We start from the raw sequence: 19,488 nt of genomic DNA, 5'->3' as shown, positions 1-19,488 counted from the left end.
CATGGCAGGAATTCCGATGTCCCGATTTCGGCCCCGCGGCAGCCGTCGTGAGGCGCCGGCGCGGTTCCGGCGTGTAAAGGTCGGTCATCGGTGCGGCACTAATTCACGTCGAAATCGAATTGCAATAAACGCAATTGCTGGCGTCTGATCCGGCGCAAAGAGGATTCGCTGGAATTGCAATTGCGAATATCGCGAATACACCGATTCGCACAAGGCCACCACGTTCGTCGGTGCATCGGGCGATGCGTTTGCCCCGCCGGCGCCGCTGTCGCCACGGCTCGCGCGCCGCGGCCCGGCAGCCGGCTCCCGCCTCCGGGAGCTGCCAAAAGTGCGGCAGATCCGGGCGGCACCAGCGTCCCTGCCGCGACCAAGACCACGAACGCAGGAGACAGACGATGAATGCAACCCTCGGGCGCGCCCTCGTGTGCGCCGCAGCTGCCGTGTGCGCCGTGCCGGCGCTGGCGCAGATGAAGGCCCAGGACCACGAACCGGCGTCGCGCTTCGCACGCATGGCCGGTGCGCCGCAGTTCCGCGTCGACGCCCAGTGGCCCAAGCCGTTGCCCAACCAGTGGCTGCTGGGCCAGGTGGCCGGCGTCGCGGTGGACCGCCACGACACGATCTGGATCATCCAGCGCCCGCTGTCGCTGACCGCCGACGAAGCCGGCGCGGCGCAGACGCCGCCACGCTCGAACTGCTGCGTGCCGGCGCCGTCGGTGATGCGTTTCGACCAGGACGGCCGGCTGCTGATGGCCTGGGGCGGGCCGGCCGACCCGGGCTTCCTCACCGAGCGCTGCACGCCGGCCAAGGGCTGCGAGTGGCCGACCAACGAACACGGCATCTTCGTCGACCACAACGACAACGTCTGGATCGCCGGCAACGGCGCCGTCAACCACCAGGTGCTGAAGTTCAGCATGGACGGCAGCTTCCTGCTGCAGGTCGGCAAGGCCGGCAGCACCGGCGGCAGCAATGCGACGACCGGCGGGCTGGGCGGCACGCCGCTGCTGGGCCAGCCGGCCGACGTCGAGGTCGACCCGGCGAACAACGAGGCCTACATCGCCGACGGCTACCAGAACAAGCGCGTCGTCGTCGTCGACGGCCAGACCGGCCAGTACAAGCGCCACTGGGGCGCCTACGGCTCGGTGCCCAGCGACGTCGACCCCGGCCCCTACCAGGCCGGCCAGCCGCCGGCGCCGCAGTTCCGCAGCCCGGTGCACTGCGTGCGCATCGCCAAGGACGGGCTGGTCTACGTCTGCGACCGGCTGAACAACCGCATCCAGGTGTTCCAGAAGAACGGCACGTTCGTGAAGGAGTTCTTCACCGACCGCGCGACGCTGGGCAATGGCTCGGTCTGGGACGTCGACCTGTCGCCGGGCAGCCAGAAGTGGCTCTACAACCCCGACGGCGAGAACAACGTCGTCTGGATCCTCGAGCGCGCCACCGGCGCCTATGCCGACACCTTCGGCCGCAACGGCCGCCAGGCCGGGCAGTTCCACTGGGTGCACAACCTCGCCGTCGACTCCAAGGGCAACATCTATACCGCCGAGGTCGACACCGGCAAACGGGCGCAGAAGTTCGTGCCGATGGGCCGCCGGCAGCAGCAGCCGTGAGCCCGCGCGCCGCCGCCCCGCGCCGCGGGACCGGCGCCGCCGCGGCGGCCGCCTTCGGGCGTGCCGCCGCGTGGCTGCTGCTGTGGGCCGCGCTGCTGCCGGCCGCCGGCGCGCACGACCTGCCGACCGACACCCGCGTGCACGCCTTCGCCCGCGTGCAGGGCGACCGGCTGCAGGTGCTGGTGCGCATGCCGCTGGCGCTGCTGCTCAACGCCGACCTGCCCAAGCAGGGGCCGGGTTACCTGGCGCTGGCGCAGATCGACGACGGCCTGGCGCGTGCCGCCGACGCCATCGCCGACGGCGTCGCCTGGTCGGCCGACGGCCGCGAGCTGAAGCCCGAGGCGCGGCGTGCCCGCATCTCGCTGCCGGCCGATCCGTCGTTCGCCAGCTTCGAGCAGGCGCGTGCGCTGATCCACGGCCCGCCGCTTGCGCCGACGAACTACGTCTTCTGGAACCAGGGCTACGTCGACGTGCACTACGAGTACGCGCTGCCGTCGCCGCAGGCCTCGGTGGCGCTGGACTTCCGCGTCGCGCCGGCGCTCGGCGACCGCGTGCGGCTGGACCTGCGCTACGGCCTGGCCGACGGCGGCGAACGCGGCTTCGAGCTCGTCACCTCGCAAGGCCCGGTGACGCTGGACCCGCGCTGGCACCAGGCGGCCTGGACCTTCCTGAAGGCCGGTTTCGCGCACATCCTCGACGGCCCCGACCACCTGCTGTTCCTGCTCTGCCTGGTGCTGCCGTTCCGGCGCCTGGACGGCTACCTCGTCGGCGTCGTCAGCGCCTTCACCGTCGCGCATTCGGTGACGCTGATCGGCTCGGCCTACGGCCTGGCACCGCCCGGCGCCTGGTTCCCGCCGCTGGTCGAGACGGGCATCGCGCTGTCGATTCTCTGGATGGCGATCGAGAACCTGCTGCAGCCGCGGCTGGAGCGGCGCTGGATCTGGAGCGCCGCCTTCGGGCTGGTGCACGGCTTCGGCTTCTCGTTCCTGCTGCAGTCGCAGCTGCAGTTCGCCGGCTCCAACCTGCTGCTGTCGCTGCTGGCCTTCAACGTCGGTGTCGAGCTCGGCCAGCTGCTGGTGCTGGCCCTTCTGCTGCCGCTGCTCGTGGCCTGGCGCGCGCGCCGGCCGCAGGCCGACCGGGCGATCACGATCGTCGTCGCCGCGCTGGCCGCGCACGTCGCTTGGCACTGGACCAGCGAACGTGCCGAGGCGCTGGTCGCGGCCACCGGGCGCGAGGCCTGGCCCTGGCCGCCGGACGCCGGGCTGGCCTTGCTGCTGCTGGCGGCGCTGGGCCTCGTGGCGCTGCTGCGCCGCTGGCGGCCGCGGTCCCGGCTTGCGGGGCAGGGCGGCAAAGCTACAATCAAGAACGATTCTCATTCGTTGCCCTAGCCCACCCGGCCGCGCCCGGGTTCCCCACCCGTGCCGGCCACCGACCTCGCCTCACCGCCACCGTTCGAGCGCCTGTACGCCGAGCACCACGGCTGGCTGCGCGACTGGCTGCGCCGCAAGCTGGGCAACGCCCACGACGCCGCCGACCTGGCGCACGACACCTATCTGCGATTGCTGCGCAGCGGCCACGTGCCGCCGCAGGACGCGTCGCGCCGCCATCTGGCGCAGGTCGCCAACGGCCTCGTCGTCGACCTGTACCGGCGGCGGGCGATCGAGGCCGCGTACCTCGACGCGCTGGCGGCCTTGCCCCCGGCGCTGATGCCCTCGCCCGAGGAGCGTGCGCTGGCCGTCGAGGCGCTGGTGCAGCTGGACGCCGCGCTGCAGTCGCTGGCGCCCAAGGCGCGCGAGGCGCTGCTGCTGTGCCGGCTCGACGGCCTGGGCTACCGCGAGATCGCCACGCGGCTGGGCGTCTCGGTGTCCTCGGTCGAGAAGTACGTCGCCGCGGCGCTGCTGGCCTGCCACCGGGCGCTGCAGCCGTGAGCGCCGCCGCCGAAGACGCCGAGGTCGCGCGCCAGGCGGCGCGCTGGATGGCGCGGCTGTGGGCCGAGGACGCCGCCGCCGAAGACCACGCCGCCTGCGCGCGCTGGCGCGCCGCGCATCCCGAACACGAACGCGCCTGGCAGGCGATGCAAGGCTTCGACGCCCGGCTGCGCAGCGTGCCCGGCGAGGCCGCACGCCGCGCCTTGCAGGCGCCCGCGGCGACGCGCCGCCGCGTGCTGCGCACGCTGGGTCTGGCCGTGGCGGTGCTCGGCAGCGGCGAGGCCGCGCGCCGCAGCGAGGCCTGGGCGCTGTGGGCCGCCGACGAGCGTTGCGCCACCGGCGAGGTGCGCACGCTGGTGCTGCCCGACGGCACGCGGCTGGTGCTGGCCAGCGCCAGCGCCGTCGACCTGCACTACGACGCCGGGCAGCGCCTGATCGTGCTGCGCGCCGGCGAGATCCTCGTCACCAGCGCGCACGACGCGGCGCGGCGGCCGCTGGCCGTGCGCACCCGCCACGGCCTGGTGCGCGCGCTGGGCACCCGTTTTCTCGTGCGCGATCTCGGCGCGGCAAGCCAGGTCGTGGTCTACGAAGGCGCGGTCGAGCTGCAGCCGGCCGGCGGCGCGGCGGGGCAACGGCTGGACGCCGGCCAGTCGGCGCGGCTGGCCGACGACGGCGTCACGCCCGGCGGCCCGGCCGACGAAGCCGACACCGCCTGGACCCGCGGCCTGCTGCTGGCCGACGGCCGGCGGGTCGACGAGCTCGTCGCCGAGATCGCGCGCTACCGCCGCGGCGTGCTGCGCTGCGACCCGGCGGTCGGCGCGCTGCGCGTCAGCGGCGTCTTCCCGCTGCACGACCCCGACCGTGCGCTGCTGAACCTGACGCTGGCGCTGCCGCTGCGCTTGCGCCGGGTCGGCGGCTGGTGGATCACGGTCGAGGCCGCCCCGGAGCGCCGCTGAACGCCCGCCCGCCGGGCGATTGAGGGTTTTGCGTTCTCGTCCGGAAGACGGGATGAACCCCCACCACTTCGGCCCTCCGATGCAGCACACCGCCTTCTTCCGCCAACGTCCCACCGCCGCCGCCTGCCTGGCCCTCGTGCTTGCCGCCGCGGCCCCGCTCGCACCGCGCGCCGTGTCGGCACAGCCGGCCGCCGAGGCACCGCGTGCGCTGAAGATCGCGCCCGGCCCGCTGGGCGCGGCGCTGAACCGCTTCGCCGCGGCGCTGGGTGTCGAACTCAGCGTCGACGCGGCGCTGCTCGACGGCCTGCGCTGCAACGGGCTCGACGGCCGCTACGGCGCCGAGGACGGTTTCGCCGCGCTGCTCGCCGGCCACGCGCTGCAGGCCGTGCGCCAGCCCAACGGCAGCTGGACCGTGCAGCGCCGGCCGCAGGCCGCGGCCGATTCGCTGCCGGCGATCACCGCGCGTGCCGCCGGCGAGAGCGCCACCGGGCCGCTCGCCGGCTACGCGGCGCGGCGCAGCGCCACCGCGACCAAGACCGACACGCCGATGCTCGAGACGCCGCAGACGCTGACCGTCGTCGGCGCCGAGGAGATCGAGGTGCGCAAGTCCGACAGCCTGGCCGAGGCGGTGGGCTACACCGCGTCGGTGCTGCGCTCCGAAGGCGTGGACCGCACCGGCGACGGCTTCGTGATGCGCGGTTTCCAGGCCACGGCCAGCCAGGGCAACCTCTACCGCGACGGCAGCAAGTACAGCGTCAACCTCTACGACGGCCGCCAGGAGCCTTACGGGCTGGAGCGCATCGAGATCCTGAAGGGTGCGGCCTCGGTGCTGTACGGCAACTCGGCGCCCGGCGGCATCATCAACACCGTCAGCAAGCGCCCGACGAACGAGGCGCTGCACGAGCTGAACCTGGAACTGGGCTCGTTCGACCGGCGCCAGCTGTCGGGCGACTTCGGCGGCGCGCTGGACGACGCCGGCGTCTGGTCGTACCGGCTGACCGCGCTGGTGCGCGACAGCGGCAGCTTTGTCGAGCACGTCGACGACGACCGCCGCTACTTCGCGCCCTCGCTGCGCTGGCAGCCCGACGCCGCGACCTCGCTGACGCTGCAGGCCGACCTGCAGGACGACCACACGGCCTACGTCTACGGCCTGCCGGCCGAAGGCACGGTGCTCGCCAACCCCAACGGCCGACTGCCGCGCGACACCTTCGTCGGCGAGCCGGGTTACGACCGCTATGACCTCGATCGGCGCTCGCTGGGTTATCTGTTCGAGCACCGATTCGACGAGCACTTCACGCTGCGCCATTCGCTGCGCAGCTACCGCGCCGACGTCGACATGCCCTCGGTCTGGATCTCCGGCCTGGAAGCCGACGGCCGCACCACGGCCTACCGCGGCGCCCAGGACCGCGAAGACCGCTCGCGCGCGCTGATGTCCGACACCTCGCTGCAGTCGACCTGGCGCAGCGGCAGCGTCGAACACACGGCGCTGGTTGGCCTGGACTTCGTGCGCGAACGTCTGCGCACCGTGCGCTACGACCGCAGCGCCGAGCCGCTGGACCTTTACGACCCGGTCTACGGCGGCGGCTTCGGCGCGCCCGAGCCGGCCTCGTTCTCGTCGCGCTCGGAGCTGCGCCGCGTCGGGCTGTACGCGCAGGAGCGGGCCAAGATCGACGGCCGCTGGGTCGCCGTCGCCGGGCTGCGCCACGACCGCGTGCGCTACGACGAGAGCGCGGTCTTCAGCGACGACGTCGCCGCCGACGGCGAGAAGAGCAGCGCGACCACCGGCCGCGCCGGCCTGGTCTACCTCGGGCCCGACGGCCTGGCGCCCTTCGTCAGCTTCAGCCAGTCCTTCGAGCCGCAGACCGGCACCGACCGCCAGCGCCAGCGTTTCGACCCGACACGCGGCACGCAGTGGGAGCTGGGCCTGCGCTGGCAGCCCGAAGGCGGCCAGACGCTGCTGTCGGCGGCGCTCTACCAGCTCACGCAGCGCAAGGTGCTGGTCACCGACCCGGTCGACACGAACTACTCGGTGCAGCTCGGCGAGGTGCGCTCGCGCGGTCTTGAACTGGAGGCGCGCACGCGTGTCGGCGCTGCCAACCTCGTCGCCGCCTACGCCTACACCGACGCACGCACGCTGAAGAGCAGCCCGCTGACGCCCGAGGCCGAGGGCCGGCGCACCGGCGCCGTGCCGTACCACCAGGCCTCGGTCTGGGCCGATTACGGTTTTGGCGCCTTCGGCCTGCCGGCGCTGAAAGCCGGCGCCGGCCTGCGCTACGTCGGCTCGGCGCCCGGTGTCTGGCTCGATGTCGACGTGCCGGGTTACACCGTCGTCGACGCGATGCTGTCGTGGAGCGAAGGCCCGTGGCGGCTGGCGCTCAACGTCGCCAACCTGGGCGACAAGACCTACGTCGCGTCCTGCACCTATCTGTGTTTCTACGGCGAGCCGCGGCGGGTGACGGGCAGCGTGTCCTATCGCTGGTGAGCCGGGCAGGGCGGGGTTCTCTTTATAATGAGAAACATTCTCATTAGCGCTGGCGTCCCGCCTTTGCAATGTCTGCCTCCGCCACCTCCGTCCACCCGGTCCAGACGCTGTACCTCGAGCACCATGGCTGGCTGCAGGCCTGGTTGCGGCGCCGGCTGGACGACTCGCAGCAGGCCGCCGACCTGGCGCACGACACCTTCGTGCGCCTGCTCGCCGGGCGGCGAGAGCACTTCGGCGACGAGCCGCGTGCGCTGCTGACGCACGTCGCCAAGGGGCTGGTCGTCGACCACTGGCGCCGGCGCGAGGTCGAGCGCGCCTACCTGGAGGCGCTGGCGGCGATGCCCGAGGCCCAGGCGCCGTCGCCCGAGACACGGCTGGCGCTGCTGCAGACGCTGGTGCAGATCGATGCGCTGCTCGCCGGCCTCGCGCCGCGCACACGCGAGTGTTTCCTGCTCGCCCAGCTCGACGGCCTGACGCTGGCGCAGATCGCCGAACGCCTGGCGATGTCGGTCATCACCGTGCGCCGCCACGTGCACAAGGCGCTGGTCGCCTGCATGGCCTGCGTCTGATGGCGCCCGGCGAGCCGTCCGCGGCGCTGCTGTCCGAGGCCGCCGACTGGGCGCTGACGCTGCGCGAGGGCGGGGCGGCCGAACACGAAGCCTTCGAACGCTGGCGCGAGCGCAGCCCGGCGCACGCCGCGGCTTGGGCGCGTGCCGAGGCGGTGTTCGAGGTCTTCGGGCGTGTGCCCGACGGCGCCGGCCGCCAGGCGCTGCATGCCCTGGGCCGGGCCGGGCGGCGGCGCACGCTGGCCGCGCTCGGCGGCCTGGCCGTCGGCCTGCCGGCCGCCTGGCTGGCCTGGCACGAGGCGCCGTGGCGCGAATGGCGCGCCGATCTGGCCACCGCCACCGGCGAACGCCGCGACACCGTGCTGCCCGACGGCACGCGGCTGGTGCTGAACACCGCCAGCGCGGTCGACGTGCTCTTCGGCACCGGCGAGCGCCGATTGCGCCTGCGGGCCGGTGAGATCCTGGTGACGACCGGGCACGAGGCCTCGCCGCGGCGCTTCGTCGTCGAGACGCCGGCCGGCCGCGTGCGGGCGCTGGGCACCCGTTTCTCGGTGCGGCTGGACGGTGATCGCTGTCGCGTCGCGGTCTACGAACACGCGGTCGAGCTGCAGCCGGCGGCCGGCACGCCGCGGCGGCTGGACGCAGGCGAGCAGGCCGAGTTCGACGCCGGCGGCGTTCTCGGCGTCGGCCTGGCCGACGAGAACGACACGCTGTGGCAGCGCGGCATGCTGCTGGCGCGTGGCCGCCGGCTCGACGAGGTGGCGGCCGAACTGGCGCGCCACCGCCGCGGCCTGCTGCGCTGCGACCCGGCGGTGGCCGCGCTGCGTGTCTCGGGCGCGCTGTCGCTGGACGACACCGATGCCGCGCTGGCGCTGCTGGCGCGCACGCTGCCGCTGCGCGTCGAGCGGCGCACGCGGTTCTGGGTGACCCTGGCGCCGCGCTGAAGCGCAGGTGATCACTTTCCGGCGCTCGTCCGGTGTAGTGCTTGAAGGCGTGCCGCGGGGCCGCCGCATCCCAAGCACAGGAAGAACATGAAGCAGACCTCCGGGCGCCGCCAGCGCGCCTTTGCCCTGAAGGCCGGCGCCGCCGGCGTGGCCATCCAGGCGGCGATCGCCTTGCTCTGCGGCGCGGTCTTGGTCGCGGCACCGCCGGCCGCTTTCGCCGCCGAGGCCGGCGCGCAGGAGTTGCGCATCGCGCCCGGCCCGCTGGACGAGGCGCTGGCGCAGTGCGCCGCGGCCTTCGGCGTGCAGCTGGCCTTCGACCCGGCGCTGGTCGCCGGCCGCCACAGCGCCGGGCTGCAGGGCCGCCACACGCTGGACGAGGCTTTCGAGCGCCTGCTGCGCGGCAGCGGGCTGGAGCTGCAGCCGCAGGGCGCCCGCGCTTACGGCCTGCGCGCCGTGCCGCCGATGTCGCCGGACCAGCCCGCGCTGCCGGCGCTGAAGGCGCGTGCCGCAGCCATCACCGACGACCGCAGCGAAGGCGCCGGCTACGCCACGCCGGGCCGCAGCGCCGCGGCCACCGGCCTGGCGCTGACGCCGCGCGAGACGCCGCAGTCGATCACCGTCGTCACGCGCCAGCTGATGGACGACTTCCGCCTGGACACGCTGAGCGCGGTGCTGGACCAGACGCCCGGCGTCACCGTCAGCCGCCAGAACGACATGACGACCTTCACGGTGCGTGGTGCCGACGTCAACCTGCAGACCGACGGCCTGCGCCAGGCGCGCAACGGCTGGGGCTGGAACACCCACATCCTCTACTCCAACGACGACATGGCCGAGATCGACCGCGTCGAGGTGCTGAAGGGCTCGTCGGGCCTGGTCAACGGCGACGGCTACCCGGGCGCGACGGTCAACCTCGTGCGCAAGCGGCCCACGGCCGAGTTCCAGGCTTCGGCCGGCGTGCTGGCCGGCAGCTGGGACCGCTACCGCGCCGAAGCCGACGTCTCCGGCCCGCTGGACCGCGAGGGCCGGCTGCGTGCGCGCCTGGTCGCCTCGCACGAAGACGCCGGCTCGTTCCGCGACCGCCAGAAGACACGCAGCTCGCTGGTCTACGGCACGGCGGAGTTCGACCTCGCGCCGTCGACGCTGCTGACCGCGGGCCTCAGCTGGCGCCAGCGTGAACTGCGCGGCGCCGGCGGCACGACGCCGATCCAGGCCTACACCGACGACGGCAGCTACCTCGGCCTGCAGCCGCGTTCGTTCAACCTCGGGGCGTCCTGGGCCGGCTACGAGCAGGAGACGCTGAACCTGTTCGCGCGCCTGGAACACCGCTTCGACGGCGGCTGGAATGCCAGGCTGCAGTTGGCACACGAGAGCGTCGACACGCCCGACGTGCGTTTCGGCTATCTGCGCGACGCGTCGGGGGCGGTCGGGCTGGCGCGTTACCGCGACGTCGAGGCGCGCAACAAGAGCATCGCGCTCGACGTCCAGGGGCCGCTGGAGCTGCTCGGCCGCCGCCACGAGCTGCTGCTGGGCGCCGGCGCGTCGAGCAGCCGGACGACCTTGAAGCGCACCAACGCCAACGAGTCGAGCGCGCTGGACTACGCCGCCGGCGGCGGTGCGATCGCCCAGCCCGACTGGAGCGGCTTCACCGCGTCCGACGACCTCTTCAGCCGCCACCGCCGCTACGCCTACGGCGCCGCACGCTGGAACCTCGCCGACCCGGTGAAGCTGATCACCGGCGTGCGTGTCACCGACTACGGCCAGAAAGACGTCACCGACATCGGTTGGTACAACTACCGCATGACCGAACACGGCGTCACGACGCCGTATGCCGGTGTCGTCGTCGACGTCTCGCGCCAGGTCTCGCTGTACGCCAGCTACGCCAGCATCTTCGAGGCCCAGAGCGCCAAGGACGCTGCCGAACGCACGCTGCCGCCGAAGGAAGGCCTGTCCTACGAGATCGGCGCCAAGGGCGAGTTCTTCGCCAAGCGCCTGATCGCCAGCGCCGCCTTCTTCTGGATGAAGACCGACAACGAAGCCGAGGAAGTGGGGCTGACGCCGGGCGGCGACAGCATCTACCGCGCCGTCTCGGGCGCACGCCGCCACGGCTACGAGTTCGAGCTTGCCGGGTCGCCGGCGCCGGGCTGGCAGGCGCAGGGCAGCTACGTGCTCAACGACAGCAGCCTGGAAAGCGCCGGCAGCAGCCCGCGCCACCAGTTCAAGCTGGCCGGCAGCCACCGCTGGAGCGGCGGCGCCTTCGACGGCCTGACGCTGGGCGCGGCGACCCGCTGGCAGAGCACGATCTCGGCCGGCACCGAGGCCACCCGGCTGCGCCAGGACGCCTACTGGGTCTGGGACCTGATGGCGCGCTGGGAGATCGACCGCCGCCTGAGCGTCAGCGCCAACGTCGCCAACGTCTTCGACAAGAAGTACTTCGCCGGCGTCACCGACTGGGGCGCGCTGCACTACACCTGGGGCGCGCCGCGCAGCGTCAACGTCGGGCTGAACCTGCGCTACTGAGGCGCGTCCGCCAGGGCTTTACAATGAGAGTGATTCTCATTTGTTGTGGCCATGGCGACCGATTCCGCGCTCCATCCGCAGGTCCAGACGCTGTACGCCGAGCACCACGGCTGGCTGCACGGCTGGCTGCGCCGCCGCCTGGGCTGCGGCGAACGCGCCGCCGACCTGGCGCACGACACCTTCGTGCGCCTGCTAGCGCGCGAGGAGCCGCTGGTGCTGCAGGAGCCGCGTGCGTTTCTCACGACGGTGGCGCAGCGGGTGCTGGGCAACCACTGGCGGCGCGAGCAGCTCGAACGCGCCTACCTTGAGGCGCTGGCGGCGCGCCCCGAGATCGTCGCGCCGTCGCCCGAGGAGCGCGCGATGCTGCTGGAGACGCTGCTGGAGATCGACCGCCTGCTCGACGGCCTGCCCGCCGTCGTGCGCCGCGCCTTTCTGATGGCCCAGCTCGACGGCCTGCCGCTGGCCGAGATCGCCGCCGAGCTGGGGCTGTCGCTGGCGACCGTCAAACGCCATCTGCAGCGCGCCGGCGCACGCTGCTTCTTCGCCTTGCGCTGATGGACGCCGCCGAGGCGCCGATCCCGCCGGCCGTGGCGCGCCGCGCCGTCGCCTGGTGGGTCGACCTGCAGTCCGAGGACGCCGACGAGGCGCTGCGCCGGCGCTGGCAGCGCTGGCTGGCGCGCGACGAGGTCCACCGCCGCGCCTGGGCGCGGCTGGAAGCCGTCGGCGCGCGCCTGAACGGCCGCGTGCACCAGGGCCTGGCCGGCGTGCCCGGGGCGTCGGCGCTGGTGCAGGTGGCGCTTGCCGAAGCCGCGCCGTCGCGCCGGCGGGCCCTGGGTGCGGCGCTGCTGGCGGTGCTGGCCGGCGGTGCCGCCTGGGAGCTGCACGGCGACCCGGCCGTGCAGGCCCGTCTGGCCGATCTGGGCACCGGCGTCGGCGAACGCCGCCGCCTCGTGCTCGCCGACGGCACGCGGCTGGCGCTGAACAGCGGCAGCGCCGTCGACCTGCGTTATGGCACCACCGAGCGCCGCCTCGTGCTGCGCCGCGGCGAGATCCTCGTCGAGACCGCGCCCGACCCGGCGCGCCGGCCTTTCGTCGTGCAGACCGGCGCCGGCGAGCTGCGCCCGCTGGGCACACGTTTTCGTGTCCGTGATCGCGGCGACCAGTTCGAGCTCGCGGTCCACGAAGGCGCGGTCGAGCTGCGCCCGGCCACCGGCGCCGCGCGGGTGCTGGCCGCCGGCGAGCAGGCGCGTTTCGACGCCGCCGGCGTCGGCCCGCGCCAGGCGGCCGATGCCGACGCCGCGGCCTGGGTCGACGGCATGCTGGTCGCCAGCGGCCTGCGGCTGGACGAGTTCCTCGCCGAACTCGGCCGCCACCGCCGCGGCCGGCTGGACTGCGCGCCCGAGGTCGCGGCGCTGCGGGTGTCGGGCAGCTACCCGCTGGCCGACGTCGACCGCGTGCTGGCGACGTTGCCGGCGGTGCTGCCGGTGCGCGCCGTCTGGCGCACGCGCTGGTGGCTGACGCTGCACGCCAAAACCTGAGCCGTTTTCGTTTCTCGCGTGACAAGCAGGACGAACCCCTGACGTCCGAGAGGAACCGCATGTCTTCGATCACCGACCGTCCCCGCCGGCCGCTGGCCAGTCTGGCCCTGGCCGCCGCGCTGGCCTGTGCGCTGCCGCTGGCGCCCACGCTGCTGCCCGCGGCGCAGGCCGCCAGCGCCGACTACGACATCCCCGCCGGGCCGCTGGAGACGGCGCTCAACCGCTTCGGCCGCGAGGCCGGCATCCTGCTGTCCTTCCCCAGCGAACTGGTCGCCGGGCGGCAGAGCCCGGGGCTGCGCGGCCGCCACGAGGTCGGCGCAGCGCTGGAGCTGCTGCTGCGCGGCACCGGGCTGCAGGCGCGCGAACAGCCGCAGGGCGGCTGGGCGCTGGTGCGGCGCGGCGCCGACGGCGCCGCCGCCGAGGCGCTGCCCGCGATCACCGCACGCGCCGCCGCCGAGACCGCCACCGGCCCGGTGCGCGGCTACGTCGCGCGCCGCAGCGCCACCGCCACCAAGACCGACACCGCGCTGCTGGACACGCCGCAGTCGGTCTCGGTCGTCGGCGCCGAACGCATCGAGGCGCTGGGCGCGACGCGCCTGGGCGAGGTGCTGGCCTACACGCCGGGCGTCGACGCCACGATCTACGGCAACGACTCGCGCTACGACTGGATCGCCGTGCGCGGCTTCGAGACCCTGACGCCGGGCTACTACCTGGACGGCCTGCAGCTGCGCAACAACGCCTGGTGGGCCGTCTGGCAGACCGAGAACTACGGCGTCGAGCGCATCGAGATCCAGCGCGGCCCGGCCTCGGTGCTGTGGGGCCAGAACGGGCCCGGCGGCATGGTCAACATGGTCAGCAAACGACCCGGCGCCGACCTGCCGCAGGAGCTGCGGCTGACGCTGGGCAGCGACGCCCGGCGCGATCTCGCGGCCGACCTCTCGGGTGCGTTCGGCGAGGGCGGTGCAGCGCAATGGCGCCTCGTCGGCCTGCTGCGCGACGCCGAACTGCCGGCCGGCGGCATGCGCGACGACCGCCAGTACATCGCACCGTCGCTGACGCTGCAGTTCGGCGCCGACACCCGGCTGACGCTGCTGTCGCAGTTCCTGCGCACGCGTGCCGGCGTCTACGCGCGTGTGTTCCCGGAGCTGGGCACGCTGGTGCCCACGCCGGCCGGCACGCACCTGCCGGCGACGGTCTTCGCCGAGGACCCCGGGTTCAACCGCTTCGACCAGGACCAGGCGATGCTCGGCTACGAGATCGAGCACCGGCTCGACGAGCGCTGGACGCTCTCGCAGAGTCTGCGCTGGGCGCGCCTGGACGCCGACATGCGCAACGCCTACCAGACCGGCTACCTAGACCCCGACCCCGCCGACCCGCTGGACCCGGCGTCCTGGCGCGTGCTCGGCCGCACGGCCACCACCAGCCGCGAGAAGATCCACTCGCTGGTGGTCGACAGCCGCATCCAGGGCGAGTTCGTGTTCGGCGACTGGCGCCACACGCTGCTCGCCGGGCTGGACCTGCAGCGCAGCCGTGCCGATCAGGTCAGCGTCTTCGGCGCCACGGTGCCGCCGCTGGATCTCTACGCCCCGGTCTACGGCGTCGACGTCGTGCTGGACGACCCGTCGGTCGACACCCGCACCGTGCTGCGCCAGACCGGCCTGTACCTGCAGGACCAGATCCGCCACGGCGCCTGGGTGCTGACGCTGGGCGCGCGCCACGACCGCGCCGGCGTCGACACCGACGACCGCCTGGCCGGCAGCTCGACACGCCAGCGCGACCACCACACCGGCGCGCGCGCCGGCGTCGTCTACCGTGCCGCCGGCGGCTGGGCACCGTACGCCAGCTACTCCAGCTCGTTCGCGCCGTCGACCGTCGTCGACCCCGCGACCGGCAAGCCCTTCGACCCCGAGACCGGGCGCCAGCTCGAAGCCGGCGTGCGCTTCGAGCCCGCCGGCCACGCCGCGAGCTACAGCGCCGCGGTCTTCGAGCTGCGCCGCCGCAACTACGTCAGCTACGACCTGGACTACGTGCCTTCGGCCGACGGCGAGGTCACGGTGCGCGGGCTGGAGCTGGAGGCGGTGGCCGAACCGCGTGCCGGCATGAACCTCACGGCGTCCTACGCCTTCACGCCCAAGGCCGACGTCACGCGCAGCGCCAACCCGGCCGAAGTCGGCAAGCAGGCGACTGCGGTGCCGCGCCACCGGCTGTCGCTGTGGGCCGACCAGCGTTTCACCTCGGGGTTGAAGCTCGGCCTGGGTGCGCGCCTCGTCGGCCCGCACCGCGGCATCGGCGAGACCGCCGCGCGCGACGTGCCCGGCTACACGCTGTACGACGCGATGCTGGGCTGGGACTGGCGCGCCTGGAGCCTGGCGCTCAACGTCTCCAATCTCGCCGACAAGGACGTCATCACCAACTGCAGCAGCGGCTACTGCTACTACGGCAGCCGGCGCAAGGCGTCTCTGAGCGCGGCCTACCGGTTCTGAGGTGCACAGCGGCCGGGCAGGGGGCTTGTCATAGAATGAGAACAATTCCCATTAACAAGCCCAGCCGGCCGCTTCCCATCCGTGCACGCCGTCGCCGAACCCGCCCTGCAACAGCAAGTCCGCGCGCTCTACGGCGAGCACCACGGCTGGCTGCACGGCTGGCTGCGCCGGCGCCTGGGCTGTGCCGACCACGCCGCCGACCTGGCGCACGACACCTATCTGCGCCTGCTCGTCAGCGGCCGCACGCCGCCGCCGGGCCAGGCGCGGCCGCACCTGATGCAGATCGCCAAGGGCCTGGTGATCGACCGCCACCGGCGCCAGCTCGTCGAGCAGGCCTACCTGGATGCGATCGCGGCCCAGCCGTCGGCGCTGGCACCGTCGCCCGAGGCGCGTGCGATCGCGCTCCAGGCGCTGCTGCGCATCGACGCCGCGCTCAGCGCGCTGGCACCGGCGGTGCGCGAGGTATTCCTGCTGTCGCAGTTCGACGGCCTGACCTACGCCGAGATCGCCGCGCGCCAGGGCATCGCGGTGGCGACGGTGCGCAAGTACATGCTGAAGGCGCTGGAAGCCTGCTTTCTCGCCTTCGACGGCGATGACTGAGGCCGCCGACAGCCGGCTCGACCCGGTGCAGCGCGCCGCGCTCGAGTGGCAGGTGAGCTTCTGGTCGGGCCAGGCCGGCGAAGCCGAGCAGCGTGCCTTCGACGCCTGGCTCGCGGCCGACCCTCGCCACCGCGAGGCCTGGGCGCGGGTGCAGCGCGTCGGCGGCCGGCTGCACGCGCTGCAGGGCGATGCCGCCGCCGCGGCGCTGCGTGCGGCGGGCGCGCCCGCCGGCCGCCGCCGCGTGCTGCGCGGCCTGCTGCTGCTGGTGGGCGCCGGCGGCACGGCAGCCGTCGTGCGCCGCACCCCGCAGTGGCAGCTGGCGGCCGCGGCCGAAAGCACCGCGCCCGGCGAACGCCGCGAGCTGACGCTGGCCGACGGCAGCCGGCTGACGCTGAACACGGCGACCGCGCTCGACCTGCGCCTGGACGCCGCCGTGCGCCGCGTCCTGCTGCGTGCCGGCGAGGTCCATGTCGCCACCGCGCCCGACCCGGCGCACAGGCCGTTCTACGTCGACACGCGCGAAGGCAGCGTGCAGGCGCTGGGCACACGCTTCACGGTGCGCCTGCTGGACGCCGGCGTGCGCGTGCAGGTCTTCGACGGCGCGGTCGAGGTCCGCCCGCGCAATGGCGGTGCGCCGCGCCGGCTGGCCGCCGGCGAGCAAGGTGTGTTCGACGCCCAGGCGGCGCATGCGCCGGAGACGCTGGACGACAGCGCCTCGGGCTGGATGCGTGGCCTGCTGATCGCCGAACGCCTGCGCCTGGCCGACTTCGCCGCCGAACTGGGCCGCTACCGCCGCGGCGTGCTGCGCTGCGACCCCGAGGTCGCCGAACTGCGCGTCTCCGGCGTCTTCCCGACCGGAGATACCGACGCCGTGCTGCGCTCGCTGGTGCGTGCGCTGCCGGTGCGCGTGACGCTGGCCACGCGCTACTGGGTCCGCATCTCCGGGGCCGGGCGATGAAAGTTGGCGCCGGCCGTAGCACTTTTCTCCTCTCGTCCGGGAATGAGGATGAGGCCCCTGCGTCGACAGCGGGCCGCTTCGTCTCCCGTCGAAAAGGAAACCCGATGTCTTCCGGCCCATCTCTCGCCGCGCACCGCCCGTTCGTGCGCCATCCGCTGGCACATGCCGTCGTGCTCGCCTGCCTTGCCTGTGCCGCGCTGCCCGCGGCGCGCGCCCAGACCGCCGCGCCGGCGGCCGCCGTCCAGGTGGACATCCCCGCCGGTACGCTGGACCAGGTGCTGAACCGCTTCGCCGCGCGCGCCGGTTTCATGATCACGATCGACGCCGCGCTCACCGCCGGCAAGTCCAGCCCGGGGCTGGCCGGGCGCTACGGCGTCGCTGACGGCCTGTCGACCATCCTCGCCGGCAGCGGCCTGCAGGCCGTGGGCCAGGCCGGCGGCGGCTGGCTGCTGCGTGCCGCGCCGGCGCAGGCGCCGGCGGTGGTGCAAGCCGATGCGGCCGCGCTGCCGACGATCACCGCGGTCGCCAACCAGCTCGGCGAGGTCACCGAAGGCAGCGGCCACTACACGCCCGGCGCCATCGCCACCGCCACGCGCCTGGTGCTGACGCCGCGCGAGACGCCGCAGACCGTCAGCGTCGTCACGCGCCAGGAGATGGACGACTTCGGCCTGACGACGATCGACGAGGTCATGGCGCACACGCCGGGCGTCAGCATCGTCACCTACGACACCGAGCGCACCGAGTACTTCGCACGCGGCTTCGCGATCCAGAACTTCCAGTACGACGGCATCCCGATGCGCCGCGACTCCTCGTACTCGGCCGGCAACACGCTCAGCGACATGGCGATCTACGACCGTGTCGAGGTCTTGAAGGGCGCGACCGGCCTGCTCACCGGCAGCGGCGAACCGGGTGCGACGATCAACCTGATCCGCAAGAAGCCGACGCGCGAGTTCCAGGGCCAGGCCAGCCTCGGCCTCGGCTCGTGGAGCGACCTGCGTGGCCAGGTCGACGTCGGCGGTGCGATCGACGAGGCCGGCCGCGTGCGCGCCCGCGGCGTCGCCGCCTACCAGCACAAGGACTCGCAGCTCGACGGCCACGAACGCAAGACCGCGGTGCTCTACGGCGTCGTCGAGGCCGACCTGACGCCGTCGACGCTGCTGACCGTCGGCGCCGACCTGCAGAACAACGACCCGACGCGCTCGACCTGGGGCGGCATCCCGATCTTCAAGGCCGACGGCAGCTTCAACGACCGGCCGCGGTCGTTCAACAACGGCGCCGACTGGAGCCACTGGGACCAGTACACGCGCACCGTCTTCGCCACCGTCGAGCACTTCTTCGACAACGACTGGGTGCTCAAGGCGCAGTTCAACCACCAGATCAACGGCTACGACGCCGAGCTGGGTTCGGCGGCCTCGGGCTTTCCCGATCCGCTGAACGGCAGCGGCGTGTCCACCTGGGAAGGCAAGTACGTCGGCAAGACGGTGGCCGACGCGCTCGACCTCTACGCCAGCGGCCCGTTCCAGCTGCTCGGCCGCCGCCACGAGCTGGTGGCCGGCGGCAGCCTCAGCAAGCGCCGCTGGACCAACCGCGGCTACTGGGCCGGCAGCACCGAGATCGCCGACTACGACGCCTGGAACGGCCGGCTGCCCGAACCCGACTGGGACGCGCTGACGCCGTCGCGCAACCGCGAGACCACGCGCGAGAACGGCCTGTACGGCGCCGTGCGCTGGAACCTGCGCGACGACCTGAAGCTGATCAGCGGCGCGCGCGTGCTGAACTACGACGGCCCGGACATCGACGAGTCGGGCGTGGTCGTGCCTTATCTGGGCGCGGTCTACGACCTGGACAAGCGTGTTTCGCTCTACGCCAGCGGGACGACGATCTTCATGCCGCAGTCGGCGCAGACCGAAGCCGGCAAGACGCTGGACCCGCAGGAGGGCCGCAACCTGGAGGCCGGAGTCAAGGCCGAGTTCTTCGGCGGCCGGCTCAACGCCAGCGCCGCGGTCTTCCACCTGAAGCAGGACAACTACGCCGAAGCCACCGGCGGCCTGACGCCGGGCGGGGGCACGGCCTATCGTGCGATCGACGGCGTCGGCACCAAGGGCTTCGAACTCGAGCTCTCGGGCCAGCTGGCGCCGAACTGGCAGCTGCACGCCGGCTACAGCCACAAGGTCTCGCGCCAGGACGGCAAGAAGGTCTCGACGCTGACGCCCGAGAACCAGTTCAGCCTGTACGGCAGCTGGAAGCCGGCGGCCGTGCCCGGCCTGACGCTGGGCGGCGGCACGCGCTGGCAGGACAAGACCTGGGGCGACGTGAGCCACCCGACGCTGGGCACCGTGCGTCACGAGGTCGACGGCTACTGGGTCGTCGACGCGATGGCCAGCTACAGCTTCAGCCCGCGGCTCACCGGGCGGCTGAACGTCACCAACCTGTTCGACAAGAAGTACTACACGATCTTCAGCTGGTACAGCACCTACACCTGGGGCGAGGCGCGCGCCGTCGCGCTGAACCTGGACTACCGCTTCTGACGCACCGGCCGGCGGCGGGCGGCTGCGCCTGTCGCCGGTCGGCCTTTGCCACCCGACCCGACACCGGACCATGGCCGCAGCCCTCGCACCTCCTTCCCGCACGCAGATCGTCTCGCGCGTGCTCGCTGCCGTCGCCGGCGGCTACGTCTTCTGCTGGGGGCTCAGCGCCCTCGGCGTCGCCGGCCTGTACGCCGCCGGCATGGCCTTCCACGACGCCGAGCACCTGAGCGCGATGCTGGCCTTCGTCGCCTACCTCGCCGTCTTCCTGTGGGCCGTCGCGGCGCGCAGCCTGGTGCGCGTCTGGGCCGTGCTGCTGGCCGGCGGCGCGGCGATGGCCGGCGCGGCGTCGTTCATCCAGTCGCTGCTGGTCTGAAGGAGCTG

General features: G+C 73.3%; 15 protein-coding genes. All 15 read left to right on the top strand.

Annotation, left to right across the window (positions count from 1 at the left end):
- The first annotated feature begins 395 nt into the window (after positions 1-395).
- The 15 genes from RGE_RS14880 to RGE_RS14810 all read left to right on the top strand — a co-directional run bounded on the left by RGE_RS14880 (position 396) and on the right by RGE_RS14810 (position 19,480).
- Positions 396-1,607 (top strand): NHL repeat-containing protein, encoded by a 1,212-nt coding sequence (locus tag RGE_RS14880; protein WP_198408829.1) that lies wholly within the window; start codon positions 396-398, stop codon positions 1,605-1,607.
- Positions 1,604-2,995, top strand: coding sequence for a HupE/UreJ family protein (locus RGE_RS23315; protein ID WP_014429257.1), 1,392 nt, complete (start codon positions 1,604-1,606; stop codon positions 2,993-2,995). Before RGE_RS14880 ends, RGE_RS23315 begins: the two co-directional genes overlap by 4 nt.
- A gap of 30 nt (positions 2,996-3,025) precedes the next feature.
- A complete protein-coding gene (locus tag RGE_RS14870; protein ID WP_014429256.1) occupies positions 3,026-3,535 on the top strand; it encodes a sigma-70 family RNA polymerase sigma factor in 510 nt (169 codons plus the stop codon).
- Positions 3,532-4,491, top strand: coding sequence for a FecR domain-containing protein (locus tag RGE_RS14865; RefSeq protein ID WP_014429255.1), 960 nt, complete (start codon positions 3,532-3,534; stop codon positions 4,489-4,491). The genes RGE_RS14870 and RGE_RS14865 overlap by 4 nt, the downstream gene beginning before the upstream one ends.
- A gap of 79 nt (positions 4,492-4,570) precedes the next feature.
- Positions 4,571-6,973 carry a TonB-dependent siderophore receptor gene (locus RGE_RS14860; RefSeq protein WP_043785495.1) on the top strand — a complete coding sequence of 801 codons (2,403 nt, stop codon included), beginning with the start codon at positions 4,571-4,573 and terminating at the stop codon, positions 6,971-6,973.
- Positions 6,974-7,041: 68 nt separating this feature from the next.
- Positions 7,042-7,542, top strand: a complete 501-nt coding sequence (locus RGE_RS14855; RefSeq protein WP_014429253.1) for a sigma-70 family RNA polymerase sigma factor — start codon at positions 7,042-7,044, stop codon at positions 7,540-7,542.
- Positions 7,542-8,483, top strand: a complete 942-nt coding sequence (locus tag RGE_RS14850; RefSeq protein ID WP_014429252.1) for a FecR domain-containing protein — start codon at positions 7,542-7,544, stop codon at positions 8,481-8,483. Before RGE_RS14855 ends, RGE_RS14850 begins: the two co-directional genes overlap by 1 nt.
- 87 nt (positions 8,484-8,570) lie before the next feature.
- On the top strand, positions 8,571-11,000 hold the full coding sequence (locus tag RGE_RS14845; protein WP_014429251.1) for a TonB-dependent siderophore receptor: 2,430 nt from the start codon (positions 8,571-8,573) through the stop codon (positions 10,998-11,000).
- A 51-nt stretch (positions 11,001-11,051) separates the two neighbouring features.
- Entirely contained in the window at positions 11,052-11,555 is a 504-nt protein-coding gene (locus tag RGE_RS14840; RefSeq protein ID WP_014429250.1) for a sigma-70 family RNA polymerase sigma factor, read from the top strand.
- Positions 11,555-12,538, top strand: a complete 984-nt coding sequence (locus tag RGE_RS14835) for a FecR domain-containing protein (protein WP_014429249.1) — start codon at positions 11,555-11,557, stop codon at positions 12,536-12,538. The genes RGE_RS14840 and RGE_RS14835 overlap by 1 nt, the downstream gene beginning before the upstream one ends.
- A gap of 59 nt (positions 12,539-12,597) precedes the next feature.
- Entirely contained in the window at positions 12,598-15,021 is a 2,424-nt protein-coding gene (locus RGE_RS14830; RefSeq protein WP_014429248.1) for a TonB-dependent siderophore receptor, read from the top strand.
- A gap of 81 nt (positions 15,022-15,102) precedes the next feature.
- Positions 15,103-15,621 carry a sigma-70 family RNA polymerase sigma factor gene (locus tag RGE_RS14825; protein WP_014429247.1) on the top strand — a complete coding sequence of 173 codons (519 nt, stop codon included), beginning with the start codon at positions 15,103-15,105 and terminating at the stop codon, positions 15,619-15,621.
- Entirely contained in the window at positions 15,614-16,579 is a 966-nt protein-coding gene (locus RGE_RS14820; protein WP_014429246.1) for a FecR domain-containing protein, read from the top strand. The genes RGE_RS14825 and RGE_RS14820 overlap by 8 nt, the downstream gene beginning before the upstream one ends.
- A 104-nt stretch (positions 16,580-16,683) precedes the next feature.
- A complete protein-coding gene (locus RGE_RS14815; protein WP_014429245.1) occupies positions 16,684-19,107 on the top strand; it encodes a TonB-dependent siderophore receptor in 2,424 nt (807 codons plus the stop codon).
- A 70-nt stretch (positions 19,108-19,177) separates the two neighbouring features.
- Positions 19,178-19,480 carry a hypothetical protein gene (locus RGE_RS14810; RefSeq protein ID WP_014429244.1) on the top strand — a complete coding sequence of 101 codons (303 nt, stop codon included), beginning with the start codon at positions 19,178-19,180 and terminating at the stop codon, positions 19,478-19,480.
- Positions 19,481-19,488 lie beyond the last annotated feature (8 nt).

It is taken from the genome of Rubrivivax gelatinosus IL144 (assembly GCF_000284255.1).
In the GTDB taxonomy this organism is placed as follows: domain Bacteria; phylum Pseudomonadota; class Gammaproteobacteria; order Burkholderiales; family Burkholderiaceae_C; genus Rubrivivax; species Rubrivivax gelatinosus_A.
Note: the sequence above shows the minus strand (reverse complement) of the source record. Positions and strands in the feature narration are given on the sequence as shown.

What these genes read in the sequence shown, in the direction of transcription:
- RGE_RS14880 (WP_198408829.1), top strand. Translation starts at nt 396, where the DNA reads ATGAATGCAACCCTCGGGCGCGCCCTCGTGTGCGCCGCAGCTGCCGTG.
- RGE_RS14860 (WP_043785495.1), top strand. Translation starts at nt 4,571, where the DNA reads ATGCAGCACACCGCCTTCTTCCGCCAACGTCCCACCGCCGCCGCCTGC.
- RGE_RS14855 (WP_014429253.1), top strand. Translation starts at nt 7,042, where the DNA reads ATGTCTGCCTCCGCCACCTCCGTCCACCCGGTCCAGACGCTGTACCTC.
- RGE_RS14850 (WP_014429252.1), top strand. Translation starts at nt 7,542, where the DNA reads ATGGCGCCCGGCGAGCCGTCCGCGGCGCTGCTGTCCGAGGCCGCCGAC.
- RGE_RS14845 (WP_014429251.1), top strand. Translation starts at nt 8,571, where the DNA reads ATGAAGCAGACCTCCGGGCGCCGCCAGCGCGCCTTTGCCCTGAAGGCC.
- RGE_RS14840 (WP_014429250.1), top strand. Translation starts at nt 11,052, where the DNA reads ATGGCGACCGATTCCGCGCTCCATCCGCAGGTCCAGACGCTGTACGCC.
- RGE_RS14835 (WP_014429249.1), top strand. Translation starts at nt 11,555, where the DNA reads ATGGACGCCGCCGAGGCGCCGATCCCGCCGGCCGTGGCGCGCCGCGCC.
- RGE_RS14830 (WP_014429248.1), top strand. Translation starts at nt 12,598, where the DNA reads ATGTCTTCGATCACCGACCGTCCCCGCCGGCCGCTGGCCAGTCTGGCC.
- RGE_RS14820 (WP_014429246.1), top strand. Translation starts at nt 15,614, where the DNA reads ATGACTGAGGCCGCCGACAGCCGGCTCGACCCGGTGCAGCGCGCCGCG.
- RGE_RS14815 (WP_014429245.1), top strand. Translation starts at nt 16,684, where the DNA reads ATGTCTTCCGGCCCATCTCTCGCCGCGCACCGCCCGTTCGTGCGCCAT.
- RGE_RS14810 (WP_014429244.1), top strand. Translation starts at nt 19,178, where the DNA reads ATGGCCGCAGCCCTCGCACCTCCTTCCCGCACGCAGATCGTCTCGCGC.